Source organism: Leptospira yanagawae serovar Saopaulo str. Sao Paulo = ATCC 700523 (genome assembly GCF_000332475.2).
GTDB classification, from domain to species: domain Bacteria; phylum Spirochaetota; class Leptospiria; order Leptospirales; family Leptospiraceae; genus Leptospira_A; species Leptospira_A yanagawae.
Map to the genome: position 1 here is coordinate 406874 of NZ_AOGX02000024.1, position 24783 is coordinate 431656.

The following is a 24783-nucleotide window of genomic DNA, read 5'->3' on the forward strand; positions in this document are numbered from 1 at the left end:
AAAGGGAATCTACGCTAATTTTTGCGAATTTCTCCGTAAGTGGATGCTCCTTCTCCCTTTAAAATGAGTGACATAGACCCCGAACTCGAAATTCTGTTATTAAAAAATCGTTTTATCTCTAGATACGAGCCTTTTAGGAGAAACTCATGGTAAAAATCGCAATTAATGGTTTTGGTCGCATCGGACGACTTGTGCTTCGTTCCGGAATCAAAGATCCCAATTTAGAATTTGTAGCAATTAACGACCTCGTCACCCCAGACAACCTTTCTTATCTTTTCAAATACGACTCAACCCATGGTCGATTCGACGGGGAAGTTTCTCACACAGACAACGAAATCATCATCGATGGCAAAAAAGTAAAAACCTTCTCAGAAAGAGACCCAGAAAAACTCCCATGGAAAGAACTGGGAGTGGACTTTGTGATCGAATCCACAGGGCTTTTCACGGACCGAGTGGGTGCGGAAAAACACATCAAAGCGGGTGCCAAAAAAGTGGTCATCTCAGCTCCTGCCAAAGACAAAGACATCCCTACCTTTGTGATGGGTGTGAACCATGAGAAATATGATGCTGGAAAAGACAATGTGGTCTCCAACGCATCCTGTACAACAAATTGTTTGGCTCCGATCACAAAAGTGGTCCTCGACAATTTTGGAATCGTGGAAGGTCTTATGACAACCATCCATGCAATGACAGCAACCCAACCAACCGTTGACGGTCCTTCTAAAAAAGACTTCCGTGGTGGTCGTGGGGCAGCTCAAAACATCATCCCTGCCTCCACTGGTGCTGCCAAAGCGGTAGGACTTTGTATCCCTGAAGTGAATGGAAAACTCACTGGTATGAGTTTCCGAGTTCCCACTCCAGATGTGTCGGTTGTGGATTTAACTGTTCGCACAGAAAAACCAACAAGCCTTGCCGAAATCAAAAAGAAAATGAAAGAAGCAAGTGAGGGTTCTATGAAAGGAATCCTTGGTTACACAGAAGATATGGTGGTTTCGAACGACTTCTTAGGTGACATTCGTTCTTCTATTTTTGATGCGGATGCTTGTATTGAACTAAGCCCTACTTTTTTCAAACTTGTATCTTGGTATGACAACGAAATGGGATACTCCAACCGAGTCCTCGACCTAGTACGTTACATGGCAAAAAAAGGCTAAGATGAAATTACCTCTTCTAGAAGAACAAAACCTAAAAGGAAAACGAGTTTTTGTTCGAGTGGACTTCAATGTCCCTGTGGAAAACGGAATTGCCACGGACAAAACTCGGATTGAAAAAACCCTCCCCACTTTGGAACTCCTCATCTCTAAAGGAGCCAAAATCATTTTGGGAAGCCATTTAGGCAGACCAAAAGGTGGACCGGAACCAAAGTTTTCCATGAAACCAGTGTTTGATGTCCTTGCCACACTTGTGAAAACCAAAGTCAGTTTTTCTGAATCCGTCATTGGTGCAGGTGTTGTGAAGTTATCCAATGAATTGGGTGAAGGTGAAATCCTACTTTTAGAAAACCTTCGTTTCCATAAGGAAGAAGAGGCGAATGATCCCAGTTTCTGTAAGGAACTGGCAAAACTCGCAGATGTCTATGTGAATGATGCGTTCGGGACGGCACACCGTGCACACGCTTCGACAGAAGGTGTGGCACACCTCCTCCCTGCATTTGCAGGACTTCTGATGCGAAAAGAAATTGAAGTACTCAGTGGACTCTTAGCACGGCCAGAGCGCCCTTTTGTGGCGATTGTGGGTGGGTCCAAAGTGAGTTCCAAATTTGCCATTTTAAAAAACCTACTCGAAAAGGTAGACCACCTCCTCATCGGGGGCGGTATGGCGTATACGTTCTTAAAATCAAGAGCGGTGCCAGTTGGAAAATCACTTGTGGAACCAGAATTTGAATCCCAAGCCTTCCAACTCATTGACCGAGCTGGGGTACAGGGAGTTGACCTACAAATTCCGATCGACCATATCATCGCTGACAATTTCGATCCCAATGCAAAAACGAAGTCTGTGGACAAAATGGGGATTATAGATGGTTGGATGGGAATGGACATTGGTCCGAAGACCATCGACAACTATGTGAAGGCCATAAAAGAAGCAAAAACCATTTTATGGAATGGCCCTATGGGTGTGTTTGAAATGGATAAGTTCTCTAAGGGAACCATTGAAATTGCCAAAGCCATCAGTAAATCCAAAGCCAAAACGGTTGTGGGTGGTGGGGATTCCATCGCCGCTGTGAATAAAGCAGGAGTGGCGGACAAAATCACACATATTTCTACAGGTGGAGGTGCTTCCTTAGAATTTTTGGAAGGACGCACTCTCCCTGGTGTACAATGTTTACTCCCAAAGGAAGAAAAATAACATGAGAAAGAAGATCATCGCAGGCAATTGGAAAATGAACCTCAGTTTGGCAGAAGCTAAATCAATCGCAAAAGGATTGTTAAGTGCCAGTGACTCATCTTCTTTCGAAGTTATGGTCTTTCCAAGTGCTCTCCATTTGGAAGCGGTTTCTTCCATTGCAAGTGGTTCCAAACTCATCGTTGGGGCCCAAAATGCCTACCAATCCGGGCTTACAGCAATGACTGGTGAAATTTCTCCTGTGCAACTTGCAGAACTTGGAATCAAAACCGTCCTTGTAGGACACTCCGAAAGGCGCCAATTCCTTGGTGAAACTTCCGAGTTTGACAATGCGAAAATCTCCTACTTTTTAAAAGCAGGACTTCGTGTTGTGTATTGTGTGGGAGAAACTTGGGCAGAACGTGAAAAAGGCCAAACTTTTTCCGTGTTAGAAGACCAAATTGGCAAAGGTTTGAAAGACATCACAAGTGACCTTTTTAAAAATCTTGTGATCGCTTATGAACCGGTTTGGGCCATTGGGACTGGAAAAGTAGCAACACCAGTGGAAGCAGAAGAAGCACATGCTTTCATTCGGAAAACAATTGGTTCTCTTTTTGTTGGTGCGGACACTGTGGCTGAAAACATACAAATTTTGTATGGTGGCTCAGTGAAACCTGACAATATCAAAGAACTTCTCGCCAAACCGAACATTGACGGTGGCCTTGTTGGTGGAGCCAGTCAAAAATTAGATTCATTTTTAGGACTTTTAAAATAAGGAAACTTTATGGGATTTTTTGCAGGAACCATTCTCACTCTATTTGTTCTACTCTCTCTTTTTCTCATCCTTCTTGTGATGATCCAAACGGGGAAAGGTGGTAGTGCAGGTATGCTCGGCGGATCTACCGCTAGCCAATCCGTGTTTGGTGCATCAACAGCAGATGTAATGACAAAAACAACTCGAGTCGCAGCGATACTATTCATTGTTTTATCACTTGCTCTCTCTTTTGTTTTTGCTAAGAAAGATGAAGTATTAGTTCCAGATTTGGAACCAAGTTTGGAAGCTCCGGTAGAAACTGATGGAACCACTCCCGAAGTACCGGCACCTAGCGCTCCTTAGTCTTCTTTTATTCAGTGTTAGTCTCTATTCAGAGACTGACATTACCGAAAAAGAAAATCGATTAGACAAGGAAATCCTTAGCCTTTACCGAGAGATCGCGAAGGCCAGGGAACTTTTGTCATATGAACAGGTTTCTTCTTTACCCGCGAATACAACGGTCCAATTCATTGGCACTTATCCTAACCGTACGGGGATACGAATTCGAAAATTCAAAGTAGATCCAGACCCACAAAACAAAAATCGAATCAAACACTCAGAAGAAAAATCAATTTTATTAGAATTCAACGGATCAGTTTTGTCCAAAGTGGAAATTTTAATCACAACCGAAGACACTGAGATTGAACAAAAAACAAAAACGAAAATTACAGACACAACTCCACTTGATGATTCCGTTAATGATATGATGATTTATTTTTCGGGGATTGATGGGACAGATAGTTTTCCCCTCTCTTCCCTCCGGAATGATTCTGTAAAACAAGAAAGGAACGATTTCAAAAAAGATTTTTATATCAAATTTTTATTGGACTTTCATAGCCAACTGACATCTATCACTGCCCTTCAAAAATCAAATGGTAACCAAAACCAAAAGAAAATGTTCAAACAACTGAACCAATCATTAGGGTATTAATTTGTCAGATTTGATGAACCAAGGTGATTCCCATTCGATTGACAATATCGAAAAAGTTGCAGAAAAAGCAAGGGAACTCGAAGCCATTTATGATGTTGTCCAAGATCCACTTGTTCTCATTGATTCCGATTTTAATATCCAAAGGGCAAATTTAGCAACCATCCTATTTGCCAAAAACAATAAATACGACGAACTTCTCGATAGGAAATGTTATGAGGTTTTATACCAACGAACAGACATTTGTCCTTATTGCCCCAAAATCAATGTAAAGTCAAAAGAAAAAAACCAAACAAATTCTACTCCAATTACTCGGGAAATTTTTTTCCGTTCTGAAGATAAAAAACAAACCCTACTCTTGGAATTTTACCCATACCCAAAACAAGAAGATTTGTTTTGGATGGTGGAAAAAATCTCTGACGTTACAAAACAAAGAGAAAAAGAAGAAGAATCCTTTAGAATGCGTAACCTTGCATCTCTTGGTATCTTAATTTCTGGTATTGCCCATGAATTGAATAACCCATTAACGGGGATTAGCTTAACGTTACAAAACTTAAAAGCCAACTGGCAAAACCAACCTCCTGAACAAATTGAAAAACGTTTGGATATGATACGAAATGATATTTCACGAGCAGCAATCATCGTTTCCGATATCATTTCGTTTGCCAAAACTGATAAAGTAAAAGTCACACTTGGTGACATCGTTGAAACCATCAATCGTGCAAAGGATACTGTGATTCGATTGTATCCTCACTTAAGTAAAAATATCAATTGGCGGATCACTTGTGACCACGAATACCAATTTCCTTTCCATCCCGGGAAAATGGAACGTCTCTTTATGAATTTATTTCGAAATTCGTTACAAGCCTTTGACTACAGACCCGGTGAAATCAATATTGAAATTCGTAAAACAAAAAATTGGCTTCATATCATCATTGAAGACAATGCTGGTGGAATCCCGGATGCCATCATCCAAAAGATATTTGATCCCTTTTTTACAAGCAACAAATCTGGAACAGGAACAGGTCTTGGTTTGTCCATTTGCCATTCCATTGTTAAAGAACACGATGGTAATATTTCAGTTAAATCAGTAGAACAAAAAACTAGATTCACTATTTCTTTTCCGCTCACTAATGATATCACGGAGCCAAACACATGAAACAATCCATTCTGATTGTCGAAGACATCCATTCCATTCGCGAAGCCATCATGGATTTGTTGAGTTCCAAATATAATGTTTTTGGAGCAGAACATTTTGAAGAAGCCGTTTGGTATCTCTCAAATGAAAAAATTGATTTAACCATCACAGACATACGATTGCCAGGCAAATCAGGAATAGATTTAGTAAAGCTCATTCAAAAAGAATTCCCTCATGTACTGTATGCTCTAATGACTGCATACAATATCAACGAATACATAAAGTTTGCAAAAGACCTTCAAATTTGGAACATCATTCCTAAATATAGTTTTTTAGACATTCACCTCATCGAGGTGATGGTAGAAAAATTATTATCAAATGATATCTTTGGAATTGAAAAATATTTCACAAAAGAATTCCAAGTATTTGATAAAAATATCAATAGCGAGTTCGAGGAAGCTCCTAGTAACGGAATTGTTTATAAACAAATCAAATCTGATCAAGATAGATCTATTTTATGTGGTAAAATATCAAAAAACTTAATCCAATTGGGTGCACCGAAAGCCATCCAACAAGTATTAGAGGAACTCACTTCCAATGCCATGATCCGTGCTCCGCGAACAAACGAAGGGGAATATAAATACCAATTTGAAATTCCTAGTCATGATATAGTAGTTCCATTAGATAATATCCAACTTATGCCAGAAGATTATTTTCTCATTGGATATGGTTCTACGGAAAGTACAATCTTTATCGTTGTACGAGACCAGTTTGGCTCACTTAGGAAAGAAGAAATTTTGCATCGATTGGATCGCCACATTAGCATTGATGAAACAACAGGATTTCCGAAAGGGTTAGAAGATAGCCATGGCCGAGGGCTTTACATATGCAGAGAAATCTCTGACCAATTGATCTTCAATATCAAACCAGGGGTATGCACTGAAACCATAGCCATGATCAACAGGGAAGGAAGGACTGGATTTAAATCCTTATCCATCTATGAAGTTGATGCCAAAGCTAATTTGATTTAAGAAACCTTTTTATAAATCCCAGGATTCTATTTAAGGATTCCCTTTGGTGATCTTTGGAATCGAGTTAACTTCACTCTGTTTTTTAAGATCAATGGAATTCCAAAAATTCCAAACCATATTCACAATTTTTGAAATTGGACCAGATCTGTTTTTGTTTCCATATAAAACACAGACTCTAACTTACCTGGGAAAAAACGAATGGGGAATTCTGTAGGAGAGATACGTTTCTTTCGAATGAGTTCTCCCCTTTCATTTAAAAAAAGAAGTTCCGAATCCACAAGGGCAACAAAAAAGGAATCAGCTGCGTAAATAGATTGGTACACTCCACCTTGTTTTGATTTATTTTTTTCCCAAACAAGTTTTCCTTCTTCATAAAATTCCAACGAATTTGGTGTTTGTATCAAAATTTGTCCTGCATTACCCGTTGCTATGTACAATTGGTGAGGAAAAAATTTGGGCAAAGAAAATTCCTCTTTTGGTTCACCCACTTCATCCAATAAGAGGATCCAGTCTTTATTTTCGATGGAAAAATGAACTGTAGTCAATTTCCCATCGGGAGAAAGGGAAACCGATTTAAAAAATGAGTTAGGTTTGTCTTTTGATAAATCAAAACCAAAGGACAAATTGCCCTTTTCATCCAAACGGTAAATTTCTCCACCGGAAAATAGTACGACAACACCTTTGTTTTTGGAATCAAATTGGTAGTCTGTTAAAAATCTTCCATTTAACTCTTGTTTACCAACTTGATTTCCACTTTCATCGAGTAAAAATACTGTATTATTGTCACCAGATAAATACAATACTGGTGAAGCAAAATATCCACTCCTTGGATAGGAATTGATTGGTTTTTTCCAATACAACTCACTGCTATCGGAATAAAAATTTACTTCGTCCCCAATTTTTTCATACAAAAGATAACCGTTACCAAGAAGAGGGAAATCTACCAAATACTTTGAATCAATTTCTGGTGAAGAATTTGTTTTAAATGAATAAAATTGTTTATTGAATTTGTAACCATTTATTGTTTTTAAAGGATCTTCTCCCACTTTAGGAGAAGTTGTTCCAAATCTTCCTTCTAAATTCCAAATCCAAGTTTCTCGGATGTTTGGAACAAAATTCAATTCCACATCCCAACTCAAAAAAAATAAAAGAAAAAAACCAATTGAATACAGAATGTTTTGAAACATAGTTTATACAGTCCTAAACTTTAATGATTGGTATACTAAAAATAATGCAGTGTTACTTGCATTCTCTCGAATTGCTTCCCGATTCCCTGGAAAAACGTATCGATGTACGGATATTTTTCCATTTGGTTCTTTTAATCCAAAACAAACAGTCCCAACAGGTTTATTGTCACTGCCACCATCTGGTCCTGCAATCCCAGTAATGGAAACACCAAAGTCGGTCCTTGTTTTCTGGTAAAGACCTTCCACCATGGCCTTTGCAACTTCGTCACTCACAGCACCATATGTTTCAATGGTATCCATAGGAACTTCAAGTAAATTTGTTTTGAACTCGTTTGCGTATGTGAGAAATCCACCTAGAAAATAAGCACTAGACCCAGGTTGTTCCGTAAGTTTTTTTCCAAGAAGGCCTCCCGTACAACTTTCGGCAACCGAAATCGTAAGTCCCTCTTTTAATAGCTGTTCGTGGACATATTGAAACACATCGTCGGAAATAATTTTTGGATATTGTGCCTCTAAGTGTTGTATGATCGTTTCCAGTAAAGGCTCATTTGTGGATTGGAAGATACATTTAATGTAACCTCTATTCGCTGTCACTCCCCACTCTGCTTCTTTGAAAAACTGATCCCGATTCGGTTCGATAAAATCATTTTGGAATAAAGACTCACCCATATTCCACAACCATTTGGTTTTTTGGACTAAGTTTTCACGAGGGTAAAGTTTTTTTAACTCAGGGACCAAACGGCGTTTGAACATCTCTGTCATCTCCGAGGGAACGCCAGGCATACAAACCAAATAGGAATGCTCACCTAATGATTCAACAAATCCTACGGCAATGCCAACAGAATTATCTAAAGTTTTGCATCCTTCCGGAACATGTGTTTGGCGAAAGACACTAGGAAGGATGTCTTTGTATTCTTTCCCTCGTGACTCATAAATTTTTGTTAAACGAAGTTTTGCTTTTTCGACAGAATAAGATTTTTTTCCTGTTAATTGCAAAACCGTTTGAAGTGTATAATCATCTTCTGTTGGTCCAAGCCCACCTGTCATTATGACTAACACTGGTTTTTCTTTGGCTAAAGATTGTAAGGTTTGTAATTCTGAAAGAATGAGAATTGGGTCATCGGGCAAAGTAATGAATTTTTTAACTTTCCAACCGAGTTCAAATAACTGGTTGGCAATCCAACCAGAGTTGGTGTCCACACTCCTTCCTGCTGTGAGCTCCGAACCTGTTGACAAAATGACAATATAAGGAGTCATTTTGGATCACTCTTCTTCTTTTGACATCTTCTTTGGAGCAGAGATACCCAAAAGTTCCAAACCCGATGCAATCGAACATTTTGTTAAGTATATGAGAAGTAACAAGTGATCCCTTTCATCACCTTGTTTTTCCTTAATGCGATTGTCTTTCTGAGAATAAAACTTTGTAAACGCTTTACTAAGTGATTGTAAATAATTGGTTAGGCGGTGCGGCTCTAAGTTCGAAGCCGTATCATAGACTTCTTCTTGGAAACGAGAAATCCAAAATAACAAACGAAGGCGTTCTTCAGATTGGAAATGGTTGGCATTTAGATCCTTTGGCCCCGCCCATCCTTCTAACGAAATCTGTAATTCTCGAAAGATGGAACAAACCCTTGCATGGGCATATTGGATATAAAATACTGGATTTTTATCTGATTCATCTTTTGCCAGATCCAAATCAAAATCAAGAGGTGCATCAGAACTTCTCATAAGGAAAAAATAACGCCCAACATCTTTTCCGTTTTTACCAAGGTAGGTTAACAGATCACGCATGGTTTGAAAAATACCCAAACGTTTACTCATCTTCACTTTTTCTTTGTTTTCTATGAGATTCACTTGTTGGGCTATGAGAACTAAAAAACTATCTCTTGGTTTTCCAAAGGATTCCACAGCTCCTTTCAAACGAGCAATGTAACCGTAATGATCGGGTCCCCATATATCGATAAGTTTGTTAAAACCACGTTTGTATTTATCATAATGGTAGGCAATGTCTGCCATTAGGTAAGTTGGCCTTCCATCTTCCCTACGAATCACTCGGTCTTTGTCATCGCCATACTGAGTGGATAAAAAATGAAGTTTACCATCAATGGTTGTCACATCTTGCGATTTTAGAATGGAAGGAACTTTTTCCACTTCACCTGCTTCGTGTAAGCTCCTTTCACTATAAAACAAGTCAAACTGAACACCAAAAAGTTTTAAGTCTTCTTTTTGTCGGCTTAAATTGTAATCCACTGCATACTTCGATAAAAACGGAACCAAATCTTCCCAATTTTTCTTTTGAATCCAATCATCCACTTGTTTTGATTTGGAAATGTCCAAAAGTAATTCTTTGGCGATATCTTTAATGTATTCCCCGCGGTAACTTTCTTTTGGCAAGATTCGTTTTTCTATTAGTGAAATTACAGAATCCTCAGTTTCCTCTTCTTGGAAAGAGATCGTTTCACCTTTTTCTTCAAAGATACGGATTAGAACCGCAACTCCAAGTAAATACACTTGGTTTCCATAATCATTTACATAAAACTCTCGTTTTACGGTATGACCAAGGCTGGACAGTAAATTTCCAAGAGCATCTCCATAAGCTGCCGAACGAGCCGAAACAATATTCATAGGTCCAGTTGGATTCGCAGAAACAAACTCAAGTAAAATGTTTTCAATATGATCCGAATGTGCAAAACTAACACTAGGGAACATGACCGAATTTGTATATTGGATTAGAAAGGAAGCGCGAATTCGAAAATTGATAAATCCTGGTGGAGAAAAAGTGACAAATTCGAAGAGGGAATCATTTTTGATTTCCGCAAGTAAACCTTCAGCGATATCTTTTGGATTTAATTTTAAAAGATTTTTGTTTTCCAAAGCAAAAGGCGAAGAATAATCTCCAAACTTTTCATCCCTTGAGTATTCAATTCGGATTTTAAAATCAGAAACTGGTAAGTCGATATTTTGTTTTAATAGATAGGATTTGACTGCTGTTTCAAGTTCAGTGAGGACAAGATTCTTTAATAATTGATTGGCTTTCATTTTTCTATTTTAAGTTCCATTTTTAATTGGTCTGCATTTTCCCATAGTTCAAAACTTTTGATTTTGAAACGTGTGACAAAATTAGGAATCGATTCCTTCGGCTCACGTAATATGGCTGGGAACATTTCTTTTTGGAGTTTGGAGATTTTGGGAAAGGATGTTGGTTTAAGGTTTTCCGATTTTAGCAATAATTGGAAAAGTGCAAGGAAAACGGAAAAGGTCATCACTAACAAAATGGTTTTTGTGATAAAATTCATAAATCCCCGATGGTTTTGTAAAATTCAAAATATGACTTTAACTCCCTTCCCAACAGGGAACGCAAAAACTGATTGAGAATCAGATCCCCTTCGGTATACTCCGTAACTTTTGGGAAGATGGCTAAGACATTTGAAAATTTCTTAGATAACATTGTATGAAAGAGTTTTAAAACAGGCAAATGATCTTTGGAGATAGGATGGCAATCAGAACATAAAAATTCACGTGAGTCCACAGAGAAATATGCCTTTTGTTTTGTTAAAACCTCTTCCCCGCAGGTATGGCAATAAAACTCACTGGGAAAATGCCCCATATGTGTGAGGGCTCGGAGTTTGAAAAAGGGAAGGATTTCCTTTCGAAACCCGTTGGCATTCGATGTTTCCAGACTGCCAGATAACAACTGGTATAAAAATGGGTGGCTTTCTCCATCAGGGTACAAATAGGAAGTGAGCTCAGTGATGTACAAAACAAAAAGAGTTCCTACATAGTCTGATTTCAGTTCGTCGTATCGTTTGATTAGGTGGATTTCCTTTGTCGACTTCCAATCCTTCTCGGCTTGGTCATAAAAATCCACTTCTACCATACAACCAAGTTCCGTTGAAATGATCGCCCTCCGTTTGGATTTCCGAATTCCTTTGCTAATAAAATTCATTCTTACATGGGACTCACCGGCTAAACTGATGAGTCTATCACTATCACCAATGTCCTTACTCTGGATAATGATCCCGGTTTCTTTTCGAATGGCCATTTATCTTAAAAAAACCAAATCCAAACATTCATCTTCCATCCTTCGCATAAGAAGGGCATCTTCCTCATTTGTTTCATGATCGAATCCAAAGAGATGGAGAATTCCGTGAACCAACAACCGATAAAATTCATCAATAAGACTATGTCCAATCTCAATCGCTTGTTTCCTACATGTATCCATCGAAATCACAACCTCTCCCAAAATCTGGACTGGGATCTGCGGAAATTCGGAATACAATGGAAAAGACAAAACATCAGTAGTTTTATCTTTCCCTCGCCTCTCCCCATTGATTGTTTTCATTTGCATATCATCGACTAGTAAAATAGAAAGATCTAATGCTTTTAAAAAACTTGGGCTTATGTATTGTAAAATTTTTTCACTATTCTTTAAAACCAAATCTGGAATGATTTCGGTTTGGTTTGTTTCATCATTCCAATGCGTGGAAACCAAAAGGGACGGATTCATCGTTTTGACTTTTTTGAATTCGCTGACTCTAGTGCCTTGGTATCTTCTGGTTTTGGGTACTTGGGCCTTTGGTGTAGGCTTGAAAGTAAAACTTCTTTGAAACTTGCTTTTATGATTTCTAAATCACCGATGGTTAAACCACTTTCATCCAATTGGTTTTCAGCAAGTTTAGAATTGATGATTTTACGGATCAAATCATCCAAACTTTCCGGGGATACTTCATCTAACGAACGCGAGGCAGCTTCCAATGAATCGGCAATCATCACGATGGCTGTTTCCTTACTTTGTGGTTTCGGACCTGGGTATTGGAAATCCTTTTTGTTGATATTTTTACGTGCACTACTCGATATCTCTTGTAAGGCTTTGTGGTAAAAGAATGCCATGGTGGAAGTTCCGTGATGTTCCGGAATAAAACTAATGATTTCTCTAGGTAACCTTGCTTTTTTGGCCATCTCAATTCCATCTAACACATGATCAATGACAGTTTTTGCAGCAAGGGCAGGGTTATTTTTATCTATATGTTCTGGTTTTGGAATCAAATGTTGGTTTTCCACAAAAAAACCGGCATTTGGAATTTTGCCTATGTCATGGAAATAAACACCCACTCGCACAAGCAGTCGATCCAAGTTTAGGTTCTGTGCTGCCCGCTCAGAAAGAGCTGCGACCATAAATGTGTGTGTGTAAGTAGAAGGTGCCTTCGTTAGAAGTTGTTGTAACAATGGATGCCCTGTATCAGCAAGTTCAATCAACTTAAACCGTGTGGGGATATTGAATATGTATTCGTAAAGAGGAAGCAATAACTGTACGGCCGTGGCACTTGCAAACCCATTCACAAAACACATCACTGTAATTCGAAATAAATTGGAATTGGTTAAATCTTTAAAAAAACCAGCACCACTAGATACATAAAATTCCCGTCCATCAAACAAATAGCCAGCGGTTGTTACAAGAATTTGCACAAAGGTAAGTAAAAAACCAGCTTTTAGGAAATCGATTCGTTTGAGTAACCTTCTCCCATATATGGAGCTCATCACTGCTACAGTAAAGGCTAACATAAAAGATGTGGGATTGTATCTGGAAGCAAAAAATACAGCGAAGGCTAAAAAGAAACCTATGGCGATCGAAAGTTGTTCGTCGTATACAAAACCAAGTAACAAACAGAGCATACCTACAGGGACAAACATTCCGAAATAGTATACTCCCGACAAATCACTGTCAGTTGCATAGAATACCTTCGACAATAAATAAATCGAAGCGATCACAATCCATAATGTAAAAAAGATAATGAGGTTACTGGAAAGGTCATTCAAACGGTTTGGCCGGTATCGGATCAAATAAAAACCGACAATGACAATAAGCACACATTGTGTGAGAAATATGGAAACGATAGAAGCAAGATTTGCTCTTGTCGCATACAAATTCATCATATCCAGTTTCAACTTCACTTCTGGAGTGATGACATCCCCCGCTCTTACAATGATTTCATTGGCTTGGATCCTGCTTTTTTGTACAGAAACGGCATTCGCTGCTTTTATTCTAGAATTTTCTGTTTCTTCAGGATTGTAATTGCATGCAGGATAAGAATACACGTAATAAAGACCAATCCTTGAAACGGCTTTTAGGAGTGATTCAGATACATTCGGTAATTTTTCAGAAGCTAACTTAGATAATACGGCAGTAACCGGTCCATCTTTGTAAATTTGAGAACGTGGGATGACTAAATTTCCATCGATGATCGTGGTATGGTCTTGGGTACCGATATTACGAATTTTCGCACCCGCTTTGTCCAATTCTTTGGCAAAAGATAAATCTTCTTTTACGATGCAGTATTTAGAAAAGATAAGATTCGTGTACTGTTGGATGAAATTTTTTAATTTTTCTTTTTTTGGATAATCTAATATTGCTTGGATTTCATCATTTGTGCGATTGCGCCACCTAGGAATTCGGTCCTTTACCGTTGTGGGATTTGATTTTCCTTCTTGGACCAAAATGCGTAAGATTTCTAAATCTTCCGATAAATTGGTATCAATTCCAGAAGCGAGCACACCAAAGTCTTTGTCAAAAGCATAGGGAACATTTGATTTCGCTTTTTGTTTTTCTAAATTGGTTTTATCACTATCTTCGTAGGAAAATTCTTTTACCGATTGGATGGTTTCAGGTGCAATTTTACCTTCAGAAAATAGTCCTTCTGGGTCTGTATCGACCTTGGATTGTCCAAAAAATGGAATCGAAAGTACGTACGTAACAAAAAGCAAAGTGAGGAATACCAAAATGATTTGGATGTTCCGAACGACAGAGACTGGCCTAACTTTCGTTAAAAAGTCAGTCACACTTGTCATAGAAGAATCAAAGATTGCTTTCATGGTTTTTTGTTAAATAAACTTTCGTTTTCTTCGAAACGTCGGACAATTGATTCTACAATCGGGTGACGAGTAATGTCTTCTCTTCCGAAAAAAATTGTCTCTATTCCATTCAAATTCTTAAGTGTGTAAACTGTTTTTTCAAGGCCTGAACGACCAAGGGCTAAATCAATCTGAGTTGCATCTCCTGAAATCGCCATTTTGGAATTTTTCCCAAAACGTGTGAGAAACATTTTTAATTGTGGCAGTGTACAGTTTTGTGCTTCATCCAAGATGATAAAGGAATGGGAAAGGGTTCTACCTCGCATAAAGGCAATGGGAGCAATTTCAATTTTTCCCACCTGTAAGTATTCACTCGTTTTTTCAAATCCGATACACTCGTGTAACGCATCATAGATGGGACGAAGGTAAGGGTTTACTTTTTGTGTTAAGTCACCAGGTAAAAAACCTAAGTTCTCCCCCGCTTCCACGGCTGGTCTTGTGAGGATGAGCCTGTCCACTTCTCCCGTTTGCATCATGCGACAAGCCGTTGCAATGGATAAAAACGTTTTCCCAGTACCAGCAGGTCCCATGGCAATGGTGATATAGTTTTTATGAAGGCTATCAACAAAACTTTCTTGGTTTTTTGTACGCGGGAAAATGGGTTTTCCTTTGAAGGTAACAAAAATTTTGTCTCTCGGAGTCCAAGTTTCTCCTTCCTTTTGGAAATCAGGAGATCCAGGTGTTGGCCAACCACCACTTGAATCCTTTACTTTGTTCACTAAGTAATCGATATCAAAAAAGGAATACTCGGATTTGTCTGGTCTACGTTTGAAATTTTCTTCTACCTTTTGGAAGGTATCAAGTGCCACTTGGACGTGGTCACTGCTCCCTTGGATGATCAGAGATTTTCCACGGGGAATGAGTTTTACATTCAGTCTGCTTTCCCATAACGGGAGTTTGCTGTCACCAATCCCACATACCGTTTGGTAGAGAGACTCTTCCTGGAATGTAAAACTTTCATCCATACTAAATTGTGACTACCCTGAGTTTGAGCTCTTCCAATTGTTTGCCTTCCACAGGACCCGGTGCTTCACTCATCATACAAGTTCCTTTTTGTGTTTTTGGGAAAGCAATGACATCACGGATGGAAGTTCCTCCTGTGAGTAACATCATAATCCGATCCACACCAAAGGCAATCCCCCCATGTGGAGGTGCTCCAAAGGAAAGTGCATCCAGTAAAAATCCAAATTTGGATTTGGCATCTTCTTCCCCAATCCCAATGGCTTCCAAAACAAGGCTTTGGATTTCTGGGTTGTGGATACGAATCGAACCACCACCAATTTCTGTTCCATTGAGAACCAAGTCATAAGCTTTAGCACCAATTGAGGATAGGTCAACTTCTTTCCCTGCTTTCCAATCTCTTAATTTTTGAAAGTCTTCTTCTTTCGGTGAAGTAAATGGATGGTGGAGGAAGGTCCATGATTTGGTTGTTTCATCCAATTCAAACATAGGAAAGTCAACCACCCAATGGAAACTATAAGGGACCTTAGGTGGATCATACTTTTCTGATAATTTCAAACGTAAGGCACCAAGAGAAGCATTTACAATTTTAGACGTATCTGCTCCGAAGAATACCATATCTCCTTCTTTGGATCCAACTGCTTTTGCGATGGCCTCGAGTGCTTCTGGTGAGAAACGTTTCGTAATGGTGGATTCAAGCCCATTTGCTCCATGTTTCATGTAAGCAAGGCCTTTGGCACGGAAGTCACGGGAAAGCCACGCGGTAAGGTCTTCGATTTCTTTTCTGGAAATTACGGAACCACCAGGAACACAAATGGCTTTTACAACTCCACCACTGGCAATCGCACCGGTAAAGACTTGAAAATCACAAGACTTAACATGTTCTGAAACGTTCACAAGTTTCATTCCAAAACGAATGTCTGGTTTGTCGGAACCATATTCTTCCATCGCCACATGGTATGGCATGGTCATGAAGGGTGCATTCACTTCTAATTGGAACACCTTCTTTAAGGCAAAGGCCCACATGGATTCAATTTCACGACGGATGTCTTCTTCCGTGACAAACGAAAACTCCATATCGAGTTGTGTGAATTCAGGTTGGCGGTCTGCACGTAAGTCCTCATCCCGAAAGCATTTTACGATTTGGAAGTATCGTTCCATCCCACCAATCATCAGGATTTGTTTAAAAAGTTGAGGGGATTGTGGGAGAGCATAAAACTCACCAGCATTCAAACGAGATGGTACTAAAAAGTCCCTTGCCCCTTCTGGAGTGGATTTATTTAAAATGGGAGTTTCAATTTCTAAAAAGGATTTGCTATCCAAATACTCTCGTAAAGCAAATGTTAGCTTGTGTCGTAATACCAATCGATCCCTAAGTTCTTCCCTACGCATATCAAGATAACGGTACTTCAATCGGATTTCTTCCCCAGATGGGTCAAATTCATCTAAAGTGAATGGAGGGGTTTTGGATGTGTTTAAAATTTCAACTGATTCCGCGATTAACTCGTATTTGCCGGTTTCCATTTTCGGATTTACAGAATCTGCATCTCTAAGTGACAGTTTTCCTTTCACTGCAATCACAAATTCAGAACGAATTTTTTCGACTTTGGAGAAATCATCGCCAAGGATTTCTTTTCTTGCAACGATTTGTAAAATTCCAGAGCGATCCCGAAGGTCGATGAAAATCACTCCTCCTTGGTCACGGTAACGGAATGCCCAACCGGAAAGGAATAAAGTTTTCCCGACAGATGCATCTGAGACATTTGTGGCGCTAATTCTATTTTTGTATTCTGATGTTACCCAGTGATTCAATTGAAAACCCCTTATAATGGAACGTTATCGAAACGACTGATTTTCGGATTGAACATCAATGGAAAATCGGCCGTTGCTCCCGCTCTGTTTTTGGCGATGATGATCTCAGCCATTCCCCTTTTGTTTGGGTCAAGCTCTTCGGGAGGTTTCACCATTTCTTCCCGATAAATAAAACATACAATGTCCGCATCCTGCTCAATGGCACCTGACTCCCGTAAGTCGGAAAGTTGTGGCCTTTGGTCTTTGGAGCGGTTTTCAATGGAACGGTTCATCTGCGATAATGCGATGATGGGGCAACCCACTTCCCGTGCCATTTGTTTGAGTCCTCTGGAAATATTGGCAACCTCTTGTTGCCTTCCACCCATGGCTGCTTTTGGGTCACTCATCAGCTGTAAATAGTCCACTATCACAAGTCCGATTTCTTCTGTGGTTCGAAGTTGCCTGAGTCTAGCTGAAAACTCTTGGATGGTCAGATAACCAGAATCATCTATGTACAAACTGGCAGAAGTGATATTTCCAATACTGTCCTTAAGTTGTGTCATTTGTGCAGATGTAAGAGTTCCCGCTTTTAATGCATAGGAATCAATCCTTGCATCGGCACTGATGAGTTTCAGAAGGAGTTCAATCCGACTCATCTCGAGCGAAAAGATAACAACCGTTTTACGTTCTTTCAAAGCAGCGTTGGCAGCAATGTTGAGGGCAAAGGTTGTTTTTCCGTTACCAGGACGCGCCGCAAGGATCATTAACTCGTGTGATTTAAGACCTGTTGTTGCCATATCAAGACCCGTAAAATGGGTTTTGAGTCCATTGATCCCACCTGTACCATTTTGGCTTGCTGCCACAACATTTTTGATGTAATCGATGAGGGCATTGGCATCATCTTTGACCTTCCGTAACCCTTTGGATCTCTCTTGGCGCGAGATATCCATAAGTGACTGTTCCACAAGACTGAAAACAGAATCGTTTTCACCGGGTTCAATTTTAACTTTATCAATGGCTTGGGTCAGCGCTTCGACATACTTACGTCTGTCTGAAACACGTTTCACACGACGAACGTAATAGTCTAACGGTTGAAAGGGGACAGTATCTTTGTAGAGAGATGTGATGTATTCCAAGTCACGGGATTCATCTTTAAAAAGACGTTTTTCCCGCATTTGGTTTGTGACCGTAACTAGGTCAATGTTTGTCCCTTCGTTGATAAGGTCTGTGACAGCTTCAAAGACCCTTCTATGGGTATCCATATAAAAGTCATCTGGGCTTAGACCTAAGTCTTCCTGCCCGGCTACCCCTCTCATGAGTAGGTAACCGATTAAGTTCTTCTCAGACTCTATCTCCTGAAGGGGGTTAGAATTCATCGAAAAAGCGTTAGTGTAAGACTATGCTTGGCCGACGACTTTAACTACGATTTGAGGTACAACACCTTCAGCCAAACGAACTTTGATTTTAAATTCACCAACTGATTTAATTGGCTCACCTAACTCAAGTTTACGTTTGTCGAGTTCTACTCCAGTGTTTTTAATTGCGAGAGCAATATCATTCGCTGTTACAGAACCAAAAAGTTTGTCGTTCTCACCCACTTTTACTTTCACTTCGTATGTTTTACCATCAATCGAAGAAGAAAGATCTTTCATCACTTTTACACGTTTTTCACGTTTGAGATCAGCAAGTCTTTTTTGGTGGATTGCAGCTTTGGTGTTACCATCGTTTGCACGTACAGCAAGTCTTCTTGGAATGAGGAAGTTACGTGCATAACCATCAGCAACTTCTTTTACATCCCCAGCATCACCAAGATTTAATACGTCTTTTTGTAATACAACTTTCATCCGTAACTCCTACAGAACTTTAAACGGCAATAAGCCGATGGATCTGGATTTTCTGATTTCACGTGCAAGGGCTCTTTGGTGTTTGCCACAAGTGCCAGTGATCCTTCTTGGAATGATTTTACCTCTGTTGGTTACAAATCTTTCTAAGATATCAACACGTTTGTAATCAAGACCTGCAAGTAAGGCTTTATCAGCACAGAACTTACACACTTTCTTTTTGTATTTTGCGTTTTTACGACCGAACTTACCTTCTCCGTCTTTACCACGGAAACCACCTTTTTCGTCGTCATCCATCCCGTCCATACTGTCACGGGAATCTATTCTTGTATCATCAATATTTGTCGTTTCACTCATTGTCATCACCTATCAAAAAGGAATGTCGTCATCACCGGCTGGATAATCATCATAACCACTACTTACGCCGGAATCATAAGAATTGGAACTGTCAGAACGGTCACCCGATCCACCACCTTGTCCTTGACCACCTAACAGTTGTGCGGTCTCGACATATACGCGGATTTTGGAGGCTTTTTTGCCTTCCGGGGTTTCCCATGACTGTTGTTGGAGTCTACCTTCGATTGCTACTTGTTTACCCTTGCCTGCATATTGTTTTAAAATGTCAGCAAGTCGGCCCCATGCAACGCAGTCGAAATAATGAGTTTCCTCTTTTTTTTCGCCGTTCGTCACATAAACTCTGTTATTCGCAATTGAAAAATTGACAACAGAACTTCCGTTCACCGATTTAAATTCCGGATCACGAGTCATACGACCGATGAGTAGTACTTTGTTTAGATCGTTAGCCATTTGCCCTAATTACGAGGGTTTTTAGGATGTTTGCATTGAGTTTGAACTCATGTTCAATCTTTGCAACTTCGGAAGGAGATCCAGAACACTTAATCAGTGTAAAATGGCCTTGTTCGTCTTGTCCAACGGGATGCCAGAGTCTTTTAGAACCCCAATCCTCTTCGCCTTGGATCGTGAAGTTGTATTTGGAGAGAAGTTCCTTAACGGCAGACTTCGTCTCTTCTACATTCCCTTCACGAAGAATATTCGTGATTTCGTAGTTTCTCATATTTCTCCTATGGGTATACCTACATAGAAACACTTGTAGGTAGAAGAATTTGTTAGTTTCCACTAGGGTTTTGCCATTGGGGCCTAGGGTCAATGGAATTTCTTCTTGGAGCCCTGAAACCTATCTAATTCTATGGAATTTCTAACATTTTTATGGGTGAAAAATCAAATTTTCCAGAAGTTTGGGGCCTGGGTCTTGGTCTATTTTTAGCGCTGTATGCTGGTTTTTTAAACCATATCACTCCCAAAGAACCCGCTCTCGACAACCACTCTGGGTTTGAATCCACCCTGCTCGGCCTTGAGATGGCAGAAACTCCAAAACATGTGCAAGACCTGATTGGAATTCCCGATACCATCGATTTTTTCCACCTCTCCACTGAATACCGTCGGGTACATTACTTTGATTTCGGATTTATCTTTTGTTATCTCGCGTTTTTGACATACACTGGCCATTATGCAGGCCGAAAGGTTCGGCCGATTTTTCTAAAAATCTTTATGGGAATGATCCTACTCCTTGTGATCGCTGGATTTGCCGATTTAATCGAAAACATTCTCATCCTCAATATCCTCGATGCCAAAACGGCCGAAGAAATGACACCTTCTTTGGAATATCTAAAGCCCACTTCACAACTCAAATGGTTTTGTTTGTTTTCGTATGTAGCCATTGTTTCCGTCTACTTTTGGTTATACGAAAAAGGTTGGATCCTAAGAACGGCAGCGATTCTTTTTTTCACTGGATTTTTTTTACAGATGTTTTCGATCATCCGCACCAATTTACTCGAACTCAGTTTCCCATTTTTTTTTGTGGGACTTGTCTGCAGTTGGTTCCACTATGGTTTTAGTTTGGCTTTCAGTTCCTTATCAAAAAAAACGTAACCCCTTCCCCCAGAGATCACAAGTTCAGTCCCAAGTTGTTTGCAAAGGATTGCATATTCTTTTAAAAAACTTTCCGCTTCTTTCGGTCCAAGTGGGAAAAAATAATGGTCTCCTGGTAGGCTTTGGTGTTTTCCAAATACGGGAATCACTTCCACAAAGAGAAGTTTGTCGCCATCAAAATGTGTGACGACTGAAATATTGTGTTTTAAGTATTGGTTTTTAGATCCAAAGAAAAAATTCCCGAGGGAATAGACAACGATCCCTTTAGGAAACACTTCAATCCCTTGTGGAACATGTGGGTGGTGTCCAATGATAACCTTATAACCTGCGTTAATTAAATATTTTGCCGCATTTCGTTCCGTATCCATTGGTGTAGGGTTGTATTCCACTCCCCAATGTACGGAAAGTACATTCACTTGGTTTGGTTTTGTTTTTTTGATGAGCTTTTCTGCAGTGGCAACCCGGAAATAAGCTGCTCCAGGAGAATTTGGTCCCGAAAAAAGCCGAGTTTCGCCCGTATCTGAAAACGAAAACAATCGAAATTCCGTATTTCCTTTTTTTACCAATATAGGATGCAAAGCAAGGTCTGTGTTTTTTCCAGCACCTGTATGGGAAATCTGGAACTCATCTAACAGACTTAAGGTTTCAAAAAGTCCATGATCACCAAAGTCCATGGTGTGATTATTACCAAGGAAAACTCCGTTTATTCCTAGGGCTTTCAAAACGGTTAAATCCCTTCGTTCTCCATAAAATACATAGGATTTCCTTTGGTCGGCAGTTGGGGTTTTATGTAAAACGGGAGTTTCTAAATTGATAAATCGAAAGTCAAACTGGTTTAGGAAGTGGAAAAAACTACGAAAGGGAAAAAAAACATCCTCTGTACGCATCGCATCCCGAACCCCCCAATTGAACATCACATCCCCACCAAACCAGAGTTTAGTGGTACTTGGATATTGAATGGGATCTCCCGTCTCTGTATGAAACTGGTACAAAAACGGTTTTGGTAATTCAAGAGGATCTTCTGGAGATTCTGGTAGATCCAAAGCAAATACGAGGATCGGAATTAGAAATACCAAAAAGAAAAAACGAAGTTTCATCTTTTAGAATCGAAATACTTGTGGAGATACTTCTGTAATTTGTGATTTTTTCAGTTTGATTTGGATGAGGACATTCTCCTTTTCTGTATCTAAGCTAACCACTTTCGTTGTGATTTCTTTCGGCGGGTGGACTTGGAATCCTAAAGTTTTCACAATGGCTATGGCTTTTAATCCTCGTTTCCCACTGGTCAATTCCAATCGGTCCAGATTACCTTCTTTGAAAAAATATTCATACTCGCCATCGGGTTTGGTAACATACACACGCGAATCATTTGTGTTAAACCTGGCTTTTTGGTTTTGGATTTCGTTTATATAATTTCCTGTTAAGTAAGAATAAATCACAGGAAAAGGAATTGTGTATTTTTTGCCTGAGTTTGGATCTTGGATGAGAATATCACCCATTGGTAAGGTTTGGATTTCTTTTGTACTTGTGGGTTTGATTTGGATTTGTTCTTCACCTGCAACAAGTTCAGTAAAAATCATACCGAAGAATTGGTCCATCAACTGGATTTTAACTTGTTTTGTATCTTTGGAAACATATACCTTTCCATCTAAGTACACATTGTCTTTTTTGGGCACAAAGGTTTGGATTTGCATGGAAAAATCAGATTTGAAACTAGGAAAGTTCGGATTTTTATCCAATACTTCTTTTAAAAATGTTTTTGCTGCAGTATCCTTTGCTGGTAAATACTTCCCGTCTGCCTTTCCTATAAAATTTGGATCTTCTACTTCTGTAGATTGGCATGCAACAAATTGTAAAATCAAAATAAAAACGAATAACCGAATCATCATTGTGAAATTTCCTTTTCCACTCGTTTGATTTTGGACACCAAATCTTTGTTAGTAGATTGTTTGTCCCGAGCAAGTGAAAGTTTATAAAATTGTATGGCATTTACAGGATCCTTTTTTGCCAAATACACATCCCCTAAATGTTCATAAATTACAGGGTCTTCAAACCCTCTTTCTAAAGCGAGAGAGGCTGCAAAATTAAGGTGTAATAAAGCCAAATTGAATTCTTTTTTTCGGTAATACACCCATCCCAAACTATCTTGGTAGGCCGGGTTGTCAGGTTCTAGAGATATTGCTCTGTTTAAAAGAGAATTTGCTTCTTCTGGATGTTTGTCTTTTTCAGCATACAAATATCCCAAATAATTCATGGCATTGGATGCATTGGGGTTAAGAGAGATGGTTTTTTTTAAATCCGATTCTGTTTCTTCAAATTGTTTTAATTTGTCGTACGCACTCGCTCGGTAAAAATAAAAATTGGGATTGTTTGGATCCATTTGGATTGCTTGCGAATAATCTTTCACACTTTCTTGGTATTTGCCGAGTTGAAAATATGACAATCCTCGTAGATAAAAATGAGTAGGATTTGGATTTTCTTGTAAAGTGTTCGACAAAATACCAACAGAGGTTTCTTCTTTTTTTAAATTCCCTTGCAAGTAAAGATACGCCAAACGGAATCGCATTTTTAAATTTTTGTCTAAGTCAGTGGAAAGGGAAAGGGCTTCTTTCATCGAAAGGATGGAATGGTTCCACTGCCCTAACATCTCTTGGCAGGCAGAAATTTTTTCTAAGTATGCAACTCTTAGTTCTGTTTCTCCAGACATTGGATCTAATTTTTGGTATCCCTTTTTTAGAATCGTAAGTGCTAAAACATACTGGCGATATTCGTATGCATACTGTGCCGTCTCTGCATTGAACTGGTGGTAACTTGGAGAATTATTTTTTTCGGCCAATTCCAAAAGGGCAACCCTTGGAGTTAATCTCGCTGGATTTGCATTGATAAAGTTTTTTAGTTTTTCCTCAAGTCCGACTGGGGATCCATTCACCAATTGGTATAAAAGTGTGATGAGTCCATCTTTTGGAATTTTTTTTTCTCTACTTAATGTATGGAAAAATTGAGAAGCTACATCGCGTGCATTCAAAAAATATATTTCGGCCAACATATGGGAGGCATCAATATCACGTGGATTCTTTTCACGAATTTGTTCCAAATAGAATTTGGACAATTTAAAATCACCTAACACAAAATAAATTTGTGCCAAACGAAATAAAACTTCCATATCGTTTTTATACACGGAATTGTATTCATTAAAATGTTTGATGGAGATCTTTGGGTAATCCAGTTTATAATTGAGATCACCAAGAGCTTTGGCTGTGATGTATTTGTATTTGGAAGAAGTATCTCGCCTTTCTATGACAAAAGATAGTGCGGTATAATACAAAAGTGATTGGTTCCACATTTTCCTTTCAAAGTACAAATTCCCAAGTAAGTACAGAAAATCCGGATCATTGGGAAAATGAACCAAATCCTTTTCTAAAACTTCTGTTGCCTTTACCAAGTTTTGTTCCCGTAAACGCACCCGCATTTGTAAAATCACAATTTCCTTTGTAATTTCGGTGGCTTCGGTTTTTGCGATTTCTGACCATTCCCAAGCCTTGGTTGTATCACCTAACTCTAAGTAGTTTTGGGCTTGGAGTTCTGCAGAAAGGGAACTCGGTTTTTTACCCTTTTCCTTTTGGCAGAGGTGGTAATTGTCGAGTAAGGAAATCGATGCCTCAAACGACTCTTTTGCAACGTCCATTTTTTTGGCATTATTGGCTTTGTAGGCAGTGATTTGTTCTTTTATAGCACGAGAAAGCAGATACTCACTCGGAACCCCTGGATCCAGAAGGGAACAATCTTTCTTTGGTATCGGATCTGCAGAGAGCTGCAAAATAGAAAGAAAACAAAAGAAAACAAAGGGGAAAAGGTGGTTTAAAGTTTTAATTGCTTGAAACATCAGTAGATTCCGGCAAAGATCGGGTACAG

Annotated in this window: 25 protein-coding genes; 8 read left to right on the top strand and 17 right to left on the bottom strand. The window is 39.2% G+C overall.

The window, feature by feature from the left end; translation table 11 throughout:
• The first annotated feature begins 146 nt into the window (after nucleotides 1–146).
• The 7 genes from gap to LEP1GSC202_RS13640 are packed head-to-tail and all read left to right on the top strand — an operon-like array spanning nucleotide 147 to nucleotide 6233.
• The gene (gene gap / locus LEP1GSC202_RS13610) at nucleotides 147–1154 is read left to right on the top strand and encodes a type I glyceraldehyde-3-phosphate dehydrogenase (protein ID WP_015678258.1); all 1008 of its coding nucleotides are present in this window, start codon (nucleotides 147–149) and stop codon (nucleotides 1152–1154) included.
• Nucleotide 1155: 1 nt separating this feature from the next.
• Nucleotides 1156–2346, top strand: a complete 1191-nt coding sequence (locus tag LEP1GSC202_RS13615; protein WP_015677970.1) for a phosphoglycerate kinase — start codon at nucleotides 1156–1158, stop codon at nucleotides 2344–2346.
• Between the two features lies 1 nt (nucleotide 2347).
• Nucleotides 2348–3097, top strand: a complete 750-nt coding sequence (gene tpiA / locus LEP1GSC202_RS13620; RefSeq protein WP_015677982.1) for a triose-phosphate isomerase — start codon at nucleotides 2348–2350, stop codon at nucleotides 3095–3097.
• Nucleotides 3098–3106: 9 nt separating this feature from the next.
• Entirely contained in the window at nucleotides 3107–3439 is a 333-nt protein-coding gene (gene secG / locus LEP1GSC202_RS13625) for a preprotein translocase subunit SecG (RefSeq protein ID WP_015678104.1), read from the top strand.
• Entirely contained in the window at nucleotides 3399–4067 is a 669-nt protein-coding gene (locus LEP1GSC202_RS13630) for an LIC_12096 family protein (RefSeq protein ID WP_015678271.1), read from the top strand. Before secG ends, LEP1GSC202_RS13630 begins: the two co-directional genes overlap by 41 nt.
• A gap of 13 nt (nucleotides 4068–4080) precedes the next feature.
• Nucleotides 4081–5223, top strand: a complete 1143-nt coding sequence (locus tag LEP1GSC202_RS13635) for an LIC_12097 family sensor histidine kinase (RefSeq protein WP_051125366.1) — start codon at nucleotides 4081–4083, stop codon at nucleotides 5221–5223.
• Complete coding sequence (locus tag LEP1GSC202_RS13640) at nucleotides 5220–6233, top strand: response regulator transcription factor (RefSeq protein ID WP_015678252.1); 1014 nt, start codon at nucleotides 5220–5222, stop codon at nucleotides 6231–6233. Before LEP1GSC202_RS13635 ends, LEP1GSC202_RS13640 begins: the two co-directional genes overlap by 4 nt.
• 119 nt (nucleotides 6234–6352) lie before the next feature.
• Here LEP1GSC202_RS13640 and LEP1GSC202_RS13645 read toward each other — a convergent pair whose 3' ends face one another.
• The 14 genes from LEP1GSC202_RS13645 to rpsF form a co-directional block, all read right to left on the bottom strand.
• Complete coding sequence (locus tag LEP1GSC202_RS13645) at nucleotides 6353–7420, bottom strand: hypothetical protein (protein WP_015678384.1); 1068 nt, start codon at nucleotides 7418–7420, stop codon at nucleotides 6353–6355.
• A gap of 3 nt (nucleotides 7421–7423) precedes the next feature.
• A complete protein-coding gene (locus tag LEP1GSC202_RS13650; protein WP_015678019.1) occupies nucleotides 7424–8677 on the bottom strand; it encodes a nicotinamide-nucleotide amidohydrolase family protein in 1254 nt (417 codons plus the stop codon).
• Nucleotides 8678–8683: 6 nt separating this feature from the next.
• The gene (argS, locus tag LEP1GSC202_RS13655; RefSeq protein WP_015677969.1) at nucleotides 8684–10459 is read right to left on the bottom strand and encodes an arginine--tRNA ligase; all 1776 of its coding nucleotides are present in this window, start codon (nucleotides 10457–10459) and stop codon (nucleotides 8684–8686) included.
• Nucleotides 10456–10716: a hypothetical protein gene (locus LEP1GSC202_RS13660; RefSeq protein ID WP_015678395.1), complete on the bottom strand. Its 261-nt coding sequence runs from the start codon at nucleotides 10714–10716 to the stop codon at nucleotides 10456–10458. The genes argS and LEP1GSC202_RS13660 overlap by 4 nt, the downstream gene beginning before the upstream one ends.
• Entirely contained in the window at nucleotides 10713–11462 is a 750-nt protein-coding gene (recO, locus tag LEP1GSC202_RS13665) for a DNA repair protein RecO (RefSeq protein ID WP_015678214.1), read from the bottom strand. The genes LEP1GSC202_RS13660 and recO overlap by 4 nt, the downstream gene beginning before the upstream one ends.
• Nucleotides 11463–11927: an rRNA maturation RNase YbeY gene (ybeY, locus tag LEP1GSC202_RS13670; RefSeq protein WP_015678238.1), complete on the bottom strand. Its 465-nt coding sequence runs from the start codon at nucleotides 11925–11927 to the stop codon at nucleotides 11463–11465. It abuts the gene before it with no gap.
• The gene (locus LEP1GSC202_RS13675) at nucleotides 11924–14290 is read right to left on the bottom strand and encodes an HD family phosphohydrolase (protein ID WP_015678085.1); all 2367 of its coding nucleotides are present in this window, start codon (nucleotides 14288–14290) and stop codon (nucleotides 11924–11926) included. Before LEP1GSC202_RS13675 ends, ybeY begins: the two co-directional genes overlap by 4 nt.
• Nucleotides 14287–15294, bottom strand: coding sequence for a PhoH family protein (locus tag LEP1GSC202_RS13680; protein ID WP_015678099.1), 1008 nt, complete (start codon nucleotides 15292–15294; stop codon nucleotides 14287–14289). The genes LEP1GSC202_RS13675 and LEP1GSC202_RS13680 overlap by 4 nt, the downstream gene beginning before the upstream one ends.
• Nucleotide 15295: 1 nt before the next feature.
• A complete protein-coding gene (gene aspS, locus LEP1GSC202_RS13685; RefSeq protein ID WP_015678218.1) occupies nucleotides 15296–17101 on the bottom strand; it encodes an aspartate--tRNA ligase in 1806 nt (601 codons plus the stop codon).
• An 11-nt stretch (nucleotides 17102–17112) separates the two neighbouring features.
• Nucleotides 17113–18456: a replicative DNA helicase gene (gene dnaB, locus LEP1GSC202_RS13690; protein WP_039929014.1), complete on the bottom strand. Its 1344-nt coding sequence runs from the start codon at nucleotides 18454–18456 to the stop codon at nucleotides 17113–17115.
• Nucleotides 18457–18477: 21 nt separating this feature from the next.
• On the bottom strand, nucleotides 18478–18924 hold the full coding sequence (gene rplI / locus LEP1GSC202_RS13695; protein ID WP_015678360.1) for a 50S ribosomal protein L9: 447 nt from the start codon (nucleotides 18922–18924) through the stop codon (nucleotides 18478–18480).
• Between the two features lie 9 nt (nucleotides 18925–18933).
• Entirely contained in the window at nucleotides 18934–19218 is a 285-nt protein-coding gene (rpsR, locus tag LEP1GSC202_RS13700; RefSeq protein ID WP_174705011.1) for a 30S ribosomal protein S18, read from the bottom strand.
• A 72-nt stretch (nucleotides 19219–19290) separates the two neighbouring features.
• Nucleotides 19291–19728 (bottom strand): single-stranded DNA-binding protein, encoded by a 438-nt coding sequence (locus LEP1GSC202_RS13705; RefSeq protein WP_015678373.1) that lies wholly within the window; start codon nucleotides 19726–19728, stop codon nucleotides 19291–19293.
• A complete protein-coding gene (gene rpsF / locus LEP1GSC202_RS13710; protein WP_015678074.1) occupies nucleotides 19721–19996 on the bottom strand; it encodes a 30S ribosomal protein S6 in 276 nt (91 codons plus the stop codon). The genes LEP1GSC202_RS13705 and rpsF overlap by 8 nt, the downstream gene beginning before the upstream one ends.
• 152 nt (nucleotides 19997–20148) lie before the next feature.
• Here rpsF and LEP1GSC202_RS13715 point away from each other — a divergent pair, with 152 nt between their 5' ends.
• Nucleotides 20149–20871, top strand: coding sequence for a hypothetical protein (locus LEP1GSC202_RS13715; protein ID WP_015678036.1), 723 nt, complete (start codon nucleotides 20149–20151; stop codon nucleotides 20869–20871).
• On the opposite strand, the gene LEP1GSC202_RS13720 is transcribed toward LEP1GSC202_RS13715, so the two are convergent.
• From LEP1GSC202_RS13720 to LEP1GSC202_RS13730, 3 genes are read right to left on the bottom strand one after another with little or no spacing between them, the layout of a single operon-like run.
• Nucleotides 20826–21968 (bottom strand): CapA family protein, encoded by a 1143-nt coding sequence (locus LEP1GSC202_RS13720; RefSeq protein ID WP_015678145.1) that lies wholly within the window; start codon nucleotides 21966–21968, stop codon nucleotides 20826–20828. The genes LEP1GSC202_RS13715 and LEP1GSC202_RS13720 overlap by 46 nt on opposite strands.
• A 3-nt stretch (nucleotides 21969–21971) precedes the next feature.
• On the bottom strand, nucleotides 21972–22760 hold the full coding sequence (locus LEP1GSC202_RS13725) for a hypothetical protein (protein WP_015678412.1): 789 nt from the start codon (nucleotides 22758–22760) through the stop codon (nucleotides 21972–21974).
• A complete protein-coding gene (locus LEP1GSC202_RS13730) occupies nucleotides 22757–24754 on the bottom strand; it encodes a tetratricopeptide repeat protein (RefSeq protein ID WP_015678300.1) in 1998 nt (665 codons plus the stop codon). The genes LEP1GSC202_RS13725 and LEP1GSC202_RS13730 overlap by 4 nt, the downstream gene beginning before the upstream one ends.
• Nucleotides 24755–24783: the final 29 nt, after the last annotated feature.